This is a genomic window from Rickettsia asembonensis, assembly GCF_000828125.2.
GTDB classification, from domain to species: Bacteria; Pseudomonadota; Alphaproteobacteria; order Rickettsiales; family Rickettsiaceae; genus Rickettsia; species Rickettsia asembonensis.
Window position 1 is genome coordinate 15,473 of record NZ_JWSW01000073.1, and the last position, 14,962, is coordinate 30,434.

The following is a 14,962-nucleotide window of genomic DNA, read 5'->3' on the forward strand; positions in this document are numbered from 1 at the left end:
AATCAAGTGAGAAACAAATGTCAAAAGTGCATAATTCAGAATATCTTAAAGAACTATCAATTGATAATACTTCCTACAAAATTTACGATATAAATAAAGCGGCAAGTGATATCGAACTCCCCTTAAAAAAGCTTCCATATAGTTTAAGAGTGTTATTTGAGAATGTATTACGTTCTAATGGTTCAAAGCAAAACTTACTTGTATTTAAAGAATGGCTAAAAACTAAAAAATCTGATGCGGAAATAGATTTTATGCCGGCAAGAGTTTTGATGCAGGATTTTACGGGTGTGCCTGCTATTGTAGACTTGGCTGCTATGCGTGATACGATGAAGAAAATAGGAGGCGATCCGTTAAAAATTAATCCGCTTATTCCTGTTGATTTGATAATAGACCATTCCGTAAGCGTTGATTCTTATGCAGCTAAGGATTCATTTGATAAAAACGTGCAAATGGAAATGAAACGTAATATAGAGCGTTATGCATTTCTTAAATGGGGGCAGCAGGCATTTAATAATTTTAAAGTAGTGCCGCCTGGTACGGGTATTTGCCATCAGGTAAATTTAGAATATTTAGCAAAAGTCGTGTGGCATAAGGACGGGCTTGCTTACCCTGATAGTTTAGTCGGAACTGATAGCCATACAACCATGGTAAACGGTGTATCGGTGCTTGGTTGGGGAGTTGGCGGAATAGAAGCAGAAGCTGCAATGCTTGGACAACCTCTTACTATGATCCTACCGGAAGTAATTGGGATAAAACTAACAGGAAAATTAACAGGCATAGCTACAGCAACCGATATAGTTTTAACCGTTACCGAGATGCTACGGAAAAAGAAAGTAGTAGGTAAATTTGTTGAGTTTTTCGGTGAGGGGCTAAAAAATCTAACGATTGCCGACCGTGCTACTATTTCTAATATGTCGCCTGAATACGGTGCTACTTGTGGCTTTTTCCCGATTGACCAAGAAACTATAAAATATTTAGAGCTAACAGGTAGAGAAAAAACGCAAATCAAATTAGTAGAAAAATACGCAAACGAGCAGAATCTTTGGTATGATTTTGAGCATGAGGCAGAATATACCAAAATTTTAGAGCTAGATTTATCGAAAGTACAAAGTTCACTCGCCGGTCCAAAACGCCCGCAAGATAGGGTAAACCTAAATGATGTAGCAAGCAGTTTTAAACATGAATTACCGAATTTTGCTTTAGAAAATAAAGACATTGATAAAAAGTATGTTGTAGCAAATCAGAATTACGAAATCGGTAACGGCGATGTGGTAATTGCAGCAATTACTAGCTGTACTAATACTTCTAATCCTAGCGTGATGATTGGTGCAGCACTTCTTGCTAAAAAAGCACTAGAACAAGGATTAAAGGTAAAGCCTTGGGTTAAAACTTCTCTTGCTCCGGGTTCAAAAGTCGTAACGGAATATTTGAAGCTTAGCGGTCTTGATAAATATTTAGATGAATTAGGGTTTAATCTAGTAGGTTACGGCTGCACTACTTGCATCGGTAATTCCGGACCTCTAAATCCGGAAATAGAGGAAACTATTAACAAAAACGGGCTAGTTGTTGCTTCTGTTTTATCCGGTAATAGGAATTTTGAAGGGCGAATTAATCCACTTACTAAAGCAAGCTATCTCGGCTCGCCTATTTTAGTTGTAGCATATGCACTTAGCGGCACTCTTAATATAGATTTAAATAATCAGCCGATAGGAAAAAATATTTATTTAAAAGATATTTGGTCAAGCAAAGAAGAGATAGATGAAGTTATTGCAAATTCAATTAATTCCTCTATGTTTATAGAAAAATATTCCGATATATTTAGCGGAACGAAAGAGTGGAAAGATTTACAGATTATAACTAGCTCTACTTATAACTGGAATAAGAATAGTACCTATATTAATAATCCGCCTTATTTTGAGGATATAGGCAGCAAGAATAGTATAAAAGATATAAAATCTGCAAAAATTCTAGCAATTTTCGGTGATTCTATTACTACCGATCATATTTCGCCGGCAGGAAGTATTAGTAAAACCAGCCCTGCTGCTAAATATTTAACGGACCATCATATAGAGCCTCTAGATTTCAACTCTTACGGATCACGTAGAGGAAATCATGAAGTGATGATGCGTGGCACATTTGCTAATATCCGTATAAAAAACGAAATGTGTAAGGGAGTAGAAGGCGGCTTTACTATAAACCAATTAAGTAGTACGCAGCAAACTATTTACGATGTGGCTATGGACTATAAAGCTAATGATGTACCTGTAGTGATTTTTGCCGGTAAAGAATATGGTAGCGGTTCGTCTAGAGATTGGGCGGCAAAAGGTCCGCAACTGCTTGGCGTAAAGGCAGTGATTGCCGAGAGCTTTGAGCGAATACATCGTTCAAATTTAGTTGGTATGGGTATTTTACCGCTAACTTTTACCGGCAATAATACAAGATTAGATTTAAAGTTAGACGGTTCGGAAACTATTGATATTATAGGCTTAAGTGAACAAATAAAGCCTTATAATCCTGTTAAATGCATGATAAAAAAACAAACTGGCGAAACAAGAACAATCGATTTAATATTGCAAATATTTACGGATAATGAGATAAATTATATAAAGCACGGCAGTATTATGCATTTTGTGGTAGAGAGTTTGAAAAAATAACTATGTATAGAGTTAATCCAAGAGTAGATCTAGCATTTAAAAAAATCTTTGGAGTAGAAGAGAACAAAGATTTATTAATATCGCTTATTAATTCTATATTAACTAAGGAGAATCAAGTAAAAGAAGTAACTCTACTTAATCCATATAATCCAAAGAGTTTTTTAAACGATGAGCTTTCTGTTTTAGATATTAAAGCCAAAGGCGAAAGCGGTAAAATGTTTAATATCGAAATTCAAGTAACGGATGAAGCAAATTATGATAAAAGAGCTTTATATTATTATGCTGGACAGCTAAAAGAAGGTTCTAGATATTCAGAATTAAACAAAACGATAGGAATCCATATACTTAATTTTACTGGCATCACAAATATTGATAAATATCATAATATATTCAGGTTAAAAGAAGATGAAACCGGTTTGAAATATTTTGAGGATATAGAGCTACACACTATAAACTCAATAAGTTTGCTGATAACATCAAAGAAGAATTATCCGATATAGTAAAAAAAGTAAAGAATGCTTTAGATATATGGGTTACTTTTTTAACTCGAAATGATTTGCTAAATAAAGATAAGCTTCCTAAAGAATTAAACAGTAAAGAGCTAAAGAAAGCATTAAATGTGCTTGAAGTAATAAATTTAAGTGATGAAGAAAGAGAAGAATATGAAAATCGCTTAAATTGGCTTAGAATTGAAGCTAGTGCTGTTAAGAAAATGGAAGAAAAAACAATAGAAAAAATAGCAAAAAAGATGTTAATTAAAAAAAGACCTATAGAAGAAATTATGGAATTTACCGAATTACCTATGAAAGAAATACAAAGATTAAAAGATGAAATCTAAGAGGCTATCAGTAAACAAATTTTAACCGGTAATTTAATTCTTTTTTGCTGCAAATTATAAGATTTTTTTGAAATATGAATAATATTCCTACAAAAATCTTATCAATTTTCGCTAAAAAAGCTCTTTAATTACTAATTAAAGTTTATTTACCGATAACCTCTAATCAGTAAAAAAGGAAAAATATATGGACAAGCATCTTAAAGAATATACCGAGAGCGGTAAGAAAAACTTAATTGTAGTATATATATTATATTTATGCGGGGTAGTAGCACCGATATTACCATTAATTGGAGTATTTTTTGCATATCTTAATAAAGATAAAGGTGATAATTTTGCTACTAGTCATTACGTGTTTTTATTCCGTACTTTTTGCCTTGGGGTACTTGGGTGGATTGTATGTTTCATATTTACGTTTATCATTATTGGAGTAGTACTATACTTTACACTTGCTGTTTGGTATGTACTTCGTGTTGCCATCGGTTTTAAATATATGATAGAGGATCAAGCTTATCCGAACCCTATGACTTATTGGATTAAATAAGATGATAAAACTGAACGTAGACGGCTCTGAAATAGAAGTACCAGAAGGTAGCACCGTTTATCAAGCTTGTACACAAGCAGGTAAAGAAATTCCTCATTTTTGTTATCATGAGCGTCTAAAAATCGCCGGTAATTGCCGTATGTGCTTGGTTGAAATGGAAAAATCACCCAAGCCTATAGCTTCTTGTGCAATGCCGGTAAGTAACGGTATGGTTATTCACACCGATACGCCTATGGTAAAAAAAGCACGCGAAGGAGTGATGGAGTTTTTACTTATTAACCATCCTCTAGATTGTCCTATTTGTGACCAAGGTGGTGAGTGCGATCTACAAGATCAGGCTTTTAGATACGGTAAAGGTACTAATAGATTTTATGAAAATAAGAGATCTATTAAAGATAAATATATGGGACCGCTGATTAAAACAGCGATGACTAGATGTATACAATGTACAAGATGTGTTAGATTTGCAAATGATATAGCCGGAATAGAAGAAATGGGAGCTATCCATCGTGGTGAGCATATGGAGGTAACTTCATATTTAGAGCAAACGCTCGATTCCGAAATATCCGGTAATATGATAGATATTTGTCCAGTCGGTGCTTTAAATTCCAAACCTTATGCTTTTAAAGCTCGTAAATGGGAACTAAAACATACTGCTAGCATTGGCGTACATGATGCCGAAGGCTCTAATATTCGTATAGATAGTAGAGGCGATGAGGTAATGAGAATATTACCTCGTGTTAATGAAGAAATAAATGAAGAGTGGCTTTCTGATAAAAACCGTTTTAGTTATGACGGTTTAAAATATCAACGTTTAGATCGCCCTTATGTTAGAAAAAACGGTAAGTTAGTAGAAGCCAGCTGGAACGAAGCTTTAAAAACGATAGCAGATAAAATTAAATCTATAAAACCGGAGAAAACTGCTGCTATTGCCGGCTCTCTTACATCTGTTGAAGCAATGTTTATGCTAAAAACATTACTGCAAAAACTTGAATGTAATAATTATAGTGTTAATCAGTTTAACTATAAAATAGATACAAACGAGCGAGGAAATTATTTATTTAATACAACTATTGCCGGCGTAGAAAAGACTGATTTATGTTTACTGATCGGAGCAAATCCAAGACAGATAGCTCCGGTGTTAAATAGCCGAATAGGACAGAAAGTGCGTGCCGGTTCATTAAAAGTAGCAAGAATAGGTGAAGGACATAACCAAACTTATAGAATTCAGGATTTAGAAAGTGATATTAAGATTATTGAGGAGCTAGCTATTGGTACTCATGAGTTTACGAAAGCCTTAAAAGCAGCAAAATATCCGATGATTATAGTAGGTGACGGCGTATATGCAAGAGATGACGGATATGCTATATTGTCGCTTATTCATAAGATAGTGGCTGAATATAATATTATGCGTGATGACTTTCAAGGCTTTAATATGCTGCATAATCACGCTTCTATAGTCGGCGGTCTTGACATCGGTTTTAATACTCCTATTAAGCTTGAAGAGTTAGAACTCACTTACCTACTTGGAGCTGATGAACTCCCATTTGATAAGCTAAAATCAGCTTTTATAATATATCAAGGACATCATGGGGATGCAGGTGCTGCGAATGCTGATGTAATTTTACCTGCGGCTGCTTATACAGAGCAGAACGGAATTTACGTAAATTTAGAAGGAAGACCGCAAATAGCAGAAAAAGCAGTATCACTTGTAGGAACAGCTAAAGAAGATATAGAAATTATTAAAGAGCTTGCCGGTTATCTGAAAATAGATATCGGAATGAGTGATTTACAAGAAGTAAGAGCCAAACTTGCTAAAGAATATAAGATATTTGCTAATATTGATAAAATTACAGAGAATAAATTTGCTAAATTTAGCTCTAAAGATAAGTTATCAAAAGAGCCTATAACTACGGAACCTATTAATTATTATATGACTGATGTAATTAGTAAAAACTCGGTCACTATGGCTAAGTGTGTAGAGGCTAAGGAAGCAAGAGACGAGGAGGCGGCATGACAATAATGTCATACCGTGGCTTGACCACGGTATCCAGTAAAAATGTTGATATAGCGTGTATTGTACTACTGGATACCGTGGTCAAGCCACGGTATGACACTGAGGTACTCTCATGCTAGAACTCTTTTTTGAATATATTCTCCCGTTAATTATAATCGCTCTAAAGGTGGTGGCGATCACTATACCTTTAATTTTATGCGTTGCGTATTTAACATATGCAGAACGTCGTGTTATTGGATTAATGCAGCTACGACGTGGACCGAATGTTGTTGGTCCGTTTGGATTACTTCAGCCTATTGCTGATGCGGTTAAGCTTTTATTCAAAGAGCCGATAATTCCAACCAATTCCGATAAAATATTATTTATTTTAGCACCGATGATAACTTTTATATTAAGTTTAATCGGCTGGGCAGTTATACCTTTTGCAAAGGGCGTAGTTCTTGCAGATATTAATGTCGGTGTTTTATATATCCTTGCTATATCATCTTTAAGCGTTTACGGCATTATTATTGCCGGTTGGGCTAGTAACTCAAAATATGCATTCCTTGGTGCTATACGTTCCTCGGCCCAAATGATTTCTTATGAAATATCTATGGGACTCGTTATTATTACTGTGTTACTTACTACCGGTACTCTCAATTTAAGTGGGATTATTGAAGCACAAAGAACAATGCCGTGGTGGATTGATTTAATGCTACTACCTATGGGTGTCGTGTTTTTTATCTCAGTGCTTGCCGAAACAAATAGGTTACCTTTTGATTTACCTGAAGCAGAATCTGAGCTAGTCGCAGGCTATAATGTTGAATATTCCTCTATGGGATTTGCTTTATTTTTCCTAGGTGAATATGCTAATATGATATTAGTTAGTGCAATGACTACGACTTTCTTTTTAGGAGGTTATTTACCGCCCTTTAATGTATCATGGTTAGATTGTATTCCGGGGTTCTTTTGGTTTGTATTTAAGGTCGGATTCTTATTGTTCTGCTTTTTATGGATTAGAGCAACCTTGCCGAGATATCGTTATGACCAACTAATGCGTTTGGGGTGGAAAGTATTTTTACCTCTAACTTTGTTTTGGGTGGTGTTAGTGTCGAGCGTGCTTGTTTATACAGATAATTTGCCGAGTGTTTAGAGGGGGAGAGTATCATTGTTCTACATTGTCATCCCGTGGCCCCGCCACGGGATGACAGGTATTTTTTTAATATTATGATAAACTATTTAAAATCATTTTTTCTATATGAGATAGTACGTGGGATGGCTTTGACCTTAAAGTACTTCTTTAAGCCCAAAGTTACCATAAATTATCCTTATGAGAAAAGTCCTGTTAGCCCTAGATTTAAGGGTGAGCATGCACTGCGTCGCTATGAAAACGGTGAAGAGCGTTGTATTGCTTGTAAGCTTTGTGAGGCAATTTGTCCGGCACAAGCGATAGTGATTGAAGCGGACGAACGAGATGACGGCAGTAGACGTACCACTCGTTATGATATAGACATGACAAAATGTATTTATTGCGGGTTATGCCAAGAAGCTTGCCCTGTAGATGCGATAGTTGAAGGACCTAATTTTGAGTTTGCAACTCTAACTCATACGGCACTTATTTACGATAAAGAAAGATTACTGCAAAACGGTGACAAATGGGAGCAGGCACTAGCTAGTAAATTACATAAGGATTATGAGTATAGGTAAATTACTATAGTACTGGATAGTTTTTGAAAATCCCTCGTCATTGCGAGGAGTTGCGTTAGCAACGATGCGGCAATCTCATAAGATAATATAAATAAGATAATATAAAAAAACTCCTGAGATTGCCACGCCGGCATAAATGCCGGCTCGCAATGACGAGTCTTTTATAAACTGTCCGGTACTATAGAATTACGCAAGCGTTACGATATCTTTAACCGGCACAACGGTTATATTGCTTTCTAATTGATATTTTCTTGTTCCGGGATATATAATAAATAATTCATCTAATTTTAAATATTCCATTGCTTTATGCATCGAAGAAGTAAGAGTAGGAGCATCGCTAAATTTAAGCTCAAAACCCAGCTTTAAACCTTTATGTCTTATAAATAAATCTAGTTCTCCTTCTTGATGTATCCCCCAGTAATAACAATCCTCACTGCGTTTATTAAAAATACGTATTATTTGCTCTAGAGCAAATCCTTCAAAGCTTGCTCCTAGTTTTGGATGTCTTAATAATTGCTCAGGTGAATAAATATCAATTAAATGGTGAAATATACCTGAATCAGTAAAATATATTTTAGGTCGTTTTTTCTGACGTTTAGAAATATTTTCAAACCAAGGATATAATTGACGTACCATAAAAGTACCGGATAAAATATCTAGATAATTTTTGACAGTATGATCACTTACTGCTAAAGACTCCCCAATTTCAGAAGCATTAAAAATATTTCCGTGATAATGAGCAAGCATAGTCCAAAAACGACGTAATGTAGCAGGCGGAATAGAGAAGCCAAGGTTTGGAATATCTTGCTCTAGAAAAGTCCTAATATATTGTTCTAACCAATCAAAGCCTGTTTTTGGATAGAGATAACAATTCGGAAATCCACCGAATAGATGTAATTGTTCTACATTATCTACTTCTAATAAAGAAAAAGGATGCACTTCTATATAAGCTATTCTGCCTGCAAGTGTTTCTGACGATTGTCTAATTAAATCTTTTGAAGCACTACCGAGTATTAAAAAACACTGCTCTGTATCTTTATCAGCTAGAACCAGCAAAATAGGAAATAAATCCGGTAATCTTTGAATTTCATCAATAATAATTAAACCTTTTTTACCTTCAAGTGCAATATACGGGTTTTCTAAAGCAGCTAAATCTCTTATATCTTCCAAATCAAAAAAATGTATTTCTTTTTGTCCTTTCGCAAATTGACGGGCTAAAGTAGTTTTGCCGCATTGCCTTGGTCCTAAAAGAGCTACAATTTTATGACTTAAAAATTGTGTTGTTATCTTTTCTAAATAATGAGGGCGTTTAACAATAGCTTTCATAAATTATAATTTTATCTTTAAAAAGATTATATCATGAAATTTCGAATGCAAGGTTCGAAATTTCATAAACTTTTGTAATTCACTATAAGTATTGCTTTTTTTGCTTGGCTTTTATAATTATAAACGATTATAAAATACTGAGAAATTATGCTTATAAAACAGATTTATAGTATGGTAGTTTGTTTTGTTATTACTATAGTTTTATTGATAACGCTTTCTATTACATTTAATGCCTTCATTACACTATTCCTACCGGAATATACTAATAAAGAGGAACTTATAAAATATAGTACTAATGAGCAATATTTAAAGCTAAAATCATATGATAAGGATTTATATGAACAATTAAAAGGGTTGCCTCCAAAGGAGCTAGAAGAAAAGAGAATTAGTTATAAGAATGAATATATAGAAGTTACTAAAGCACGTGCTGTAAGTACAATAATTAATTGTTTAATTTGGATTATAGTTAGCCTTATATTTTTTATTGTACATTGGAAAATTTATAAAAATACTCAAAACAATAATAATTAATCCAGCTGTAATGTTTGTGCAGATTTTATGGAATTTTCTAGGTGAGAGGATAGAAGAACAATACCTCCGCTATTTGCTTTCATAACAATTAAATTATTTAGCAAATCTCTATTTTCTTTGCTTAAATTAGTTTCAACTTCATCAAGTAGCCATAAGTCAGATTGGCAGGCAATAAGTCTTGCTGCGGCTACGACTTTCTGCATTCCGCTAGATAAACTATAGCATTTTTCATCTAATAAATTTTGTAATTTAAAGTAATGAATAGCAGCGTATAAGGTTTCAGCGGAATTATAAATTTCTGACCAAAATTTTAGATTCTCCAAAACAGTCATTTCGGATTTTAGACCTAAATTATGACCGATATAATTGCAGTATGGTTTAGGGATATTGTTGATATTACTATTTTTATAGTAGATATTACCGCTACTCGGTTGCATAATTCCTGCTATCATTCGCAGTAGTGAGCTTTTACCGCAACCATTAGCTCCTTTTATATAGGTGATACAAGAAGGAAGAAAAGTGATACATAGATCAAATAAATTTCTTTGTTCTATATTAAATTGTAATTGATGAAGTAATAGCATATCATGTGTCATACCGTGGCTTGACCACGGTATCCAGTAAAATTATTAGTATTTTAAATTGTTTTTTTTGGATACCGTGGTCAAGCCACGGTATGACATCGAATGCGTTTCTCAATCCGTGCCACAATGTTTCTTCGCAATGACGCTAATTTTTCAAAACCTAACTAACAAACTTTCTAGCGATAAACGAAATACATTTAAAATAGAACTGGGCATTAGACCAAAGTAAATAATCAATAATATTAAAGGAGCTATTGAGATTATTTCATATTTATATAAATCTCTGAAATGCATAATTTCTTTATTGGTAATTTCACCAAGCATAACTTCTTTATATAATTTCAGCATATAAACCGCCCCAAGGATTATGCCGAGAGCCGCTATAAAGGTTGCTATTACGTTCACCTTATAAATCCCAAGCAAGCTTAAAAATTCTCCGATAAATCCACTAGTTCCGGGTAGCCCGACAGAACCAAGCATTGCAATCATAAAAAATGTGGCAAGCACTGGCATTTTACTTGCTACACCGCCGTATTTAGCTATTTCTTTGGTGTGCAATCTTTCATATAAAGTACCGACTATTAAGAATAGGCATGAGGAAATCACGCCATGGCTAAGCATCTGAAATATTGCTCCGCTAATCCCGGTTTCGGTAAAGCTAAAAATACCTATCGTAACATATCCCATATGTGCAATTGATGAATAGGCTATCATCTTCTTCATATCTTTTTGAGCAAGAGCAACAAGGGACGCATATATTATAGCAATAACGCTAAGGTAAATTACATAAATTGCAAATTCTTGTGATACACTTGGAAATAGTGGTAGTAATACTCTTAAAAAACCGTAGCCGCCGAGTTTTAGCAGAATACCGGCAAGAATAACCGAGCCGCTGGTTGGAGCTTGTACGTGTGCATCGGGTAACCAAGTATGAAATGGAATCATAGGAATTTTAACGGCAAAAGCAATAAAGATAGCCCACCATAAAATTTGCTGAGCAAATAACGGGATGTTATAGGTAAGTTTAGAAATATAGGTTAAATCAAAACTATGAATTTTGCTATAAATATAAATTAATGAAAGTAGGAAAAATACTGAACCAAAGAAAGTATATAAGAAGAATTTAAGAGCTGCATATATTCTATTTTCGCCACCCCATACGCCTATAATGATATACATCGGCACTAATATTGCTTCAAAAAAGAGATAGAATAATAATAAATTTACTGAGGTAAATGCCCCTATACAAAAAGATTCCATTAATAAAAAACATACTAAATATTCTTTAATATATTTTTTAACGGTAAATAAGCTTCCGATTATACAAATAAGAGTAAGAAAAGAAGTTAGAGCCACAAAAAATATTGATATACCGTCAACGCCAACATGAAATTCAAGCCCGATTTTATCAAGCCAAGCATAGCGTTCAACAAATTGATAAGCGGGGTTTGAGGAGTCAAACTCTATTAAAATATAAATAGTTGAGATGAATGTTAAAACAGAACTAAGTACTGCAACATACATTACATATATCGCTTTATCTGCCTTTTTACTTTGACTAATAAACAGCAAAATATATAGCACGCTTATTAGCGGCAGGAAAATACTGATAGATATAATAGGTAATTCTAACATTCTTTTAAGATTTTATGAGTTTTGCCGTCATTGTAAGCGGGTATTGTTGTGTGAATCCCCGGTCGTCATTGCGAGGAAAAACTGTAAGTTTTGACGAAGCAATCCAGTAAAAAATTCTGTAAATCAGAATTTTTTTATTGTTTTTCTGGATTGCTGCAGCCACTTCGTGGCTTCGCAATGACGATCTATAATATCCACGCAACGATACCTCCTCGCAATGACAGTTTTAGTTTTTAATTCCATAAGTATACTAGCCTTTCCAAACGAAAACGCTAATTACAACAACAATAAACGATACAATATACAAAGCATAATTAAAAACATATCCTGTTTGTGTTTTGCAGGTCAAGACGCTAAAGCAATTAACGACTCGTGAAAAACCGTTTGGTCCAAAACGATCGATTATTTTCTGATCGCTAAGATAAAATAAAGAAGCTAAATAGTTAATAGGTTTCACAATTAAGAAATTATATATTTCGTCGAAGTAATATTTGTTATGTAATATATTGGTAATTAGTCTGAAATGTGTTGAAGTCGTTATTCCGTGGCCCCGCCACGGAATGACAGCACCGATAACAATCCCAACTATGCCAACTGCCATAGGTAGTAGCTTAATATATAAAGGCGGGTGGCTAATTAGTAGTTTATAAATATGTAAATTAAATAGACTTTCATGGAAATAGCCGTTTGGTTTGTCCATAGAAAGTAAATAATAGCCGATCATACCGCTAAAAAAGCTCCCAGCGACAAGTAATATAAGAGGATTATTCATTATTTTAGCCGGTTCATGGGCATGCTCAAAAACATCTTTTTCTATCTTAGTTTTACCATGAAATACCAACATAATAATTTTCATTGAATAAATAGCGGTAAGTATTGCTGCCACTATCCCAAAAATGAACATAAACGAGCCGCTACTATAGGCTGCTTCTAAAATCGAATCTTTAGAGTAAAACCCTGCCAAAGGATAAATACCTATCAATGCAAGTGAGCCGATTAAGAAATTTCCGTAAGTTATCGGCATTTTATTTCTTAAATCACCCATTTTAAAAATATCCTGCTCATGAACTGCATGTATTATACTGCCGGCTGATAAGAATAATAAGGCTTTAAAAAAGGCATGAGTTACTAAGTGAAATATCCCGCTATTATAGGCAGATACCCCGCAAGCCATAAACATATAACCAAGCTGGCTACAGGTAGAATAAGCAATAATCTTTTTGATATCGCTTTGCATAATAGCAATGCTTGCGGCAAAAAGACAAGTAACACCGCCTATTATTGTAATAAGCTGTAGAACTAAAGGGCTATATTCAAACAAATACGAGCAGCGTGCTACTAAGAATACTCCTGCCGTTACCATGGTTGCTGCATGAATAAGTGCGGATACCGGAGTCGGTCCTTCCATCGCATCAGACAACCATACATGTAAACCGATCTGTGCAGATTTACCCATACAGCCGATGAATAATAACAAGCAAATAACATCTAGAATAGAAAATTGTAAAAATATTTTTGTATTAGATAATAACTCTGCAGATGAAAATACATCTTTGTAATTTGCCGAACCACAATAAACAATAATCGTTATTATGCCTAAGATAAAGGCAAAATCGCTGGCTCTATTAGTTATAAAAGCTTTAATCGCTGCTTTATTGGCGGATTCTTTTGAATACCAAAAACCAATTAGTAAATATGAGCAAACGCCGACGCCCTCCCAACCAAAAAATAACTGTAAGAAATTATCAGCTGATACTAGTATTAACATAAAAAAAGTGAATAAAGAAAGAAAAGACAAGAAGCGTACAATCCCCTTATCTTCCGCCATATAGCCAAGCGAGTAGATATGCACGACGCTAGATACCCATGTTACGGCTATAAACATTATGCTAGTGAGCTGATCGATATAAATAGACCAATTTACTTTAAAATTGTCAACCTCAATCCATGGTAATAATTTAATATGGATTATATTTCCGTCTAAGCCCGCATCGCAAAATATTATTAATGAGAATAAGGCAGATAAAGATAAGAAGCCGGTTGCAATTATTTGAGCTAATTTTTTATCTATTGTCTTTGCGAATAACCCGTTTATTACGCTAGATGTAAGCGGTAACATGATGATCATTATGGCAAGATTTTGATACATCTCACCCCCTCATCTGATTAATGTCAGTGATTTCAATTGAGCCTTTATTACGGAAATATATTAGTAATATCGCAAGTCCTATTGAGGTTTCGGCAGCTGCTACGGTTAAGATTATAATACTAAAAATTTGTCCTGATAATTCTTGCATATATATGGAAAATGCAACAAAATTTATGTTAACTGCAAGCAGCATTAACTCAATGGACATTAATATATTGATAATATTTTTGCGATGCATAAATAATCCAAACATCCCAATAGTAAAAACTAAGCTGCTTAAGATTAAATAATGATTAAGCGAAATATATTCATTCATATTTAATATTCTCGACACCTTTATTTAGAGTAGGCTTTGTCATCAATACAACATTACTTTTATTATGGGAGAGTTGCTTTATAATATCTTGATGTTTTACTCCTTCACGTTTTTTTAGTGTTAACGTAATACATGCAATCATAGCAACAAATAAGATAAGTCCCGCCATTTGAAACGGTAGCATAAAATCAGTGTAAAGCACGTTACCTATTGCTTTAGTATTTGAGATACTATCTGTTATGGCAAACGATACATCCGAACTGAAATTAATATTTTTAGTGCCAAGTAAAATAATTGTTACTAAATCAGCAAACATTATTAGAGCTATAAAAATACTTAAAGCAAGATTTTCTTTTAACTGTATTATTGTCTTATTAAAATGCATATCTAGCATCATTATCACAAATAAGAATAATACTGCTACAGCTCCAACATAAATCACTATCAGCATCATAGCTAAAAATTCTGCTCCAAGCAAAATCATAAGTCCTGCACCGTTGATAAATGCAAAAATTAACCATAATACCGAATATACGGAATTTTTGCTTAAAACAACGCATAAGCTACTAATAGTTATTAATGTTGCAAATAAATAAAAAAATATGAACATGAGTTATTTTGTGTTTTTGAGTACCGCTTACATCGTCATCGATGTCATTCCCACGTAGGCGGGAATGTATAAAAT

General features: G+C 34.0%; 15 protein-coding genes and 1 pseudogene. 10 read left to right on the forward strand and 6 right to left on the reverse strand.

Annotated features, from left to right (window positions below; genetic code table 11):
- Positions 1 to 17: 17 nt before the first annotated feature.
- The 8 genes from acnA to nuoI all read left to right on the forward strand — a co-directional run bounded on the left by acnA (position 18) and on the right by nuoI (position 7,736).
- Positions 18 to 2,654, forward strand: a complete 2,637-nt coding sequence (gene acnA, locus SB78_RS05715) for an aconitate hydratase AcnA (RefSeq protein ID WP_041079273.1) — start codon at positions 18 to 20, stop codon at positions 2,652 to 2,654.
- Positions 2,655 to 2,656: 2 nt separating this feature from the next.
- Positions 2,657 to 3,154 (forward strand): Rpn family recombination-promoting nuclease/putative transposase, encoded by a 498-nt coding sequence (locus tag SB78_RS09420; RefSeq protein ID WP_052458502.1) that lies wholly within the window; start codon positions 2,657 to 2,659, stop codon positions 3,152 to 3,154.
- Between the two features lie 56 nt (positions 3,155 to 3,210).
- Positions 3,211 to 3,492, forward strand: coding sequence for a hypothetical protein (locus SB78_RS09425; RefSeq protein ID WP_041079275.1), 282 nt, complete (start codon positions 3,211 to 3,213; stop codon positions 3,490 to 3,492).
- 184 nt (positions 3,493 to 3,676) lie between these two features.
- The gene (locus tag SB78_RS05730) at positions 3,677 to 4,033 is read left to right on the forward strand and encodes a DUF4870 family protein (RefSeq protein ID WP_041079277.1); all 357 of its coding nucleotides are present in this window, start codon (positions 3,677 to 3,679) and stop codon (positions 4,031 to 4,033) included.
- A gap of 1 nt (position 4,034) precedes the next feature.
- Positions 4,035 to 6,050 carry an NADH-quinone oxidoreductase subunit NuoG gene (gene nuoG / locus SB78_RS05735; protein WP_041079278.1) on the forward strand — a complete coding sequence of 672 codons (2,016 nt, stop codon included), beginning with the start codon at positions 4,035 to 4,037 and terminating at the stop codon, positions 6,048 to 6,050.
- Positions 6,047 to 6,169: a palindromic element RPE4 domain-containing protein gene (locus SB78_RS08415; RefSeq protein WP_081420987.1), complete on the forward strand. Its 123-nt coding sequence runs from the start codon at positions 6,047 to 6,049 to the stop codon at positions 6,167 to 6,169. The genes nuoG and SB78_RS08415 overlap by 4 nt, the downstream gene beginning before the upstream one ends.
- Positions 6,163 to 7,182 carry an NADH-quinone oxidoreductase subunit NuoH gene (gene nuoH / locus SB78_RS05740; protein WP_041079279.1) on the forward strand — a complete coding sequence of 340 codons (1,020 nt, stop codon included), beginning with the start codon at positions 6,163 to 6,165 and terminating at the stop codon, positions 7,180 to 7,182. The genes SB78_RS08415 and nuoH overlap by 7 nt, the downstream gene beginning before the upstream one ends.
- Positions 7,183 to 7,256: 74 nt before the next feature.
- Positions 7,257 to 7,736: an NADH-quinone oxidoreductase subunit NuoI gene (gene nuoI / locus SB78_RS05745; RefSeq protein WP_041079281.1), complete on the forward strand. Its 480-nt coding sequence runs from the start codon at positions 7,257 to 7,259 to the stop codon at positions 7,734 to 7,736.
- A gap of 186 nt (positions 7,737 to 7,922) precedes the next feature.
- Here nuoI and SB78_RS05750 read toward each other — a convergent pair whose 3' ends face one another.
- Positions 7,923 to 9,062, reverse strand: a complete 1,140-nt coding sequence (locus SB78_RS05750; RefSeq protein WP_041079283.1) for an ATP-binding protein — start codon at positions 9,060 to 9,062, stop codon at positions 7,923 to 7,925.
- Positions 9,063 to 9,209: 147 nt separating this feature from the next.
- Between SB78_RS05750 and SB78_RS05755 the strand changes: the two genes are divergently transcribed.
- A complete protein-coding gene (locus tag SB78_RS05755) occupies positions 9,210 to 9,593 on the forward strand; it encodes a hypothetical protein (RefSeq protein ID WP_041079285.1) in 384 nt (127 codons plus the stop codon).
- On the opposite strand, the gene ccmA is transcribed toward SB78_RS05755, so the two are convergent.
- Complete coding sequence (gene ccmA / locus SB78_RS05760; protein ID WP_041079358.1) at positions 9,590 to 10,177, reverse strand: heme ABC exporter ATP-binding protein CcmA; 588 nt, start codon at positions 10,175 to 10,177, stop codon at positions 9,590 to 9,592. The two genes, SB78_RS05755 and ccmA, sit on opposite strands and share 4 nt — an antisense overlap.
- On the opposite strand from ccmA, the pseudogene SB78_RS12000 reads away from it, so the two are divergent.
- Positions 10,167 to 10,280, forward strand: a pseudogene (locus SB78_RS12000) (palindromic element RPE4 domain-containing protein); the annotation flags it as partial. The gene ccmA and the pseudogene SB78_RS12000 sit on opposite strands and share 11 nt — an antisense overlap.
- Positions 10,281 to 10,330: 50 nt before the next feature.
- Here the strand turns inward: SB78_RS12000 and SB78_RS05765 are convergent.
- The 4 genes from SB78_RS05765 to SB78_RS05780 form a co-directional block, all read right to left on the reverse strand.
- Positions 10,331 to 11,812 (reverse strand): NADH-quinone oxidoreductase subunit M, encoded by a 1,482-nt coding sequence (locus SB78_RS05765; protein WP_041079287.1) that lies wholly within the window; start codon positions 11,810 to 11,812, stop codon positions 10,331 to 10,333.
- 250 nt (positions 11,813 to 12,062) lie between these two features.
- Positions 12,063 to 13,961 (reverse strand): NADH-quinone oxidoreductase subunit L, encoded by a 1,899-nt coding sequence (nuoL, locus tag SB78_RS05770; RefSeq protein ID WP_041079289.1) that lies wholly within the window; start codon positions 13,959 to 13,961, stop codon positions 12,063 to 12,065.
- Between the two features lies 1 nt (position 13,962).
- Positions 13,963 to 14,277 carry an NADH-quinone oxidoreductase subunit NuoK gene (gene nuoK, locus SB78_RS05775; protein WP_011271556.1) on the reverse strand — a complete coding sequence of 105 codons (315 nt, stop codon included), beginning with the start codon at positions 14,275 to 14,277 and terminating at the stop codon, positions 13,963 to 13,965.
- Positions 14,270 to 14,887, reverse strand: a complete 618-nt coding sequence (locus SB78_RS05780) for an NADH-quinone oxidoreductase subunit J (protein ID WP_041079291.1) — start codon at positions 14,885 to 14,887, stop codon at positions 14,270 to 14,272. Before SB78_RS05780 ends, nuoK begins: the two co-directional genes overlap by 8 nt.
- Positions 14,888 to 14,962 lie beyond the last annotated feature (75 nt).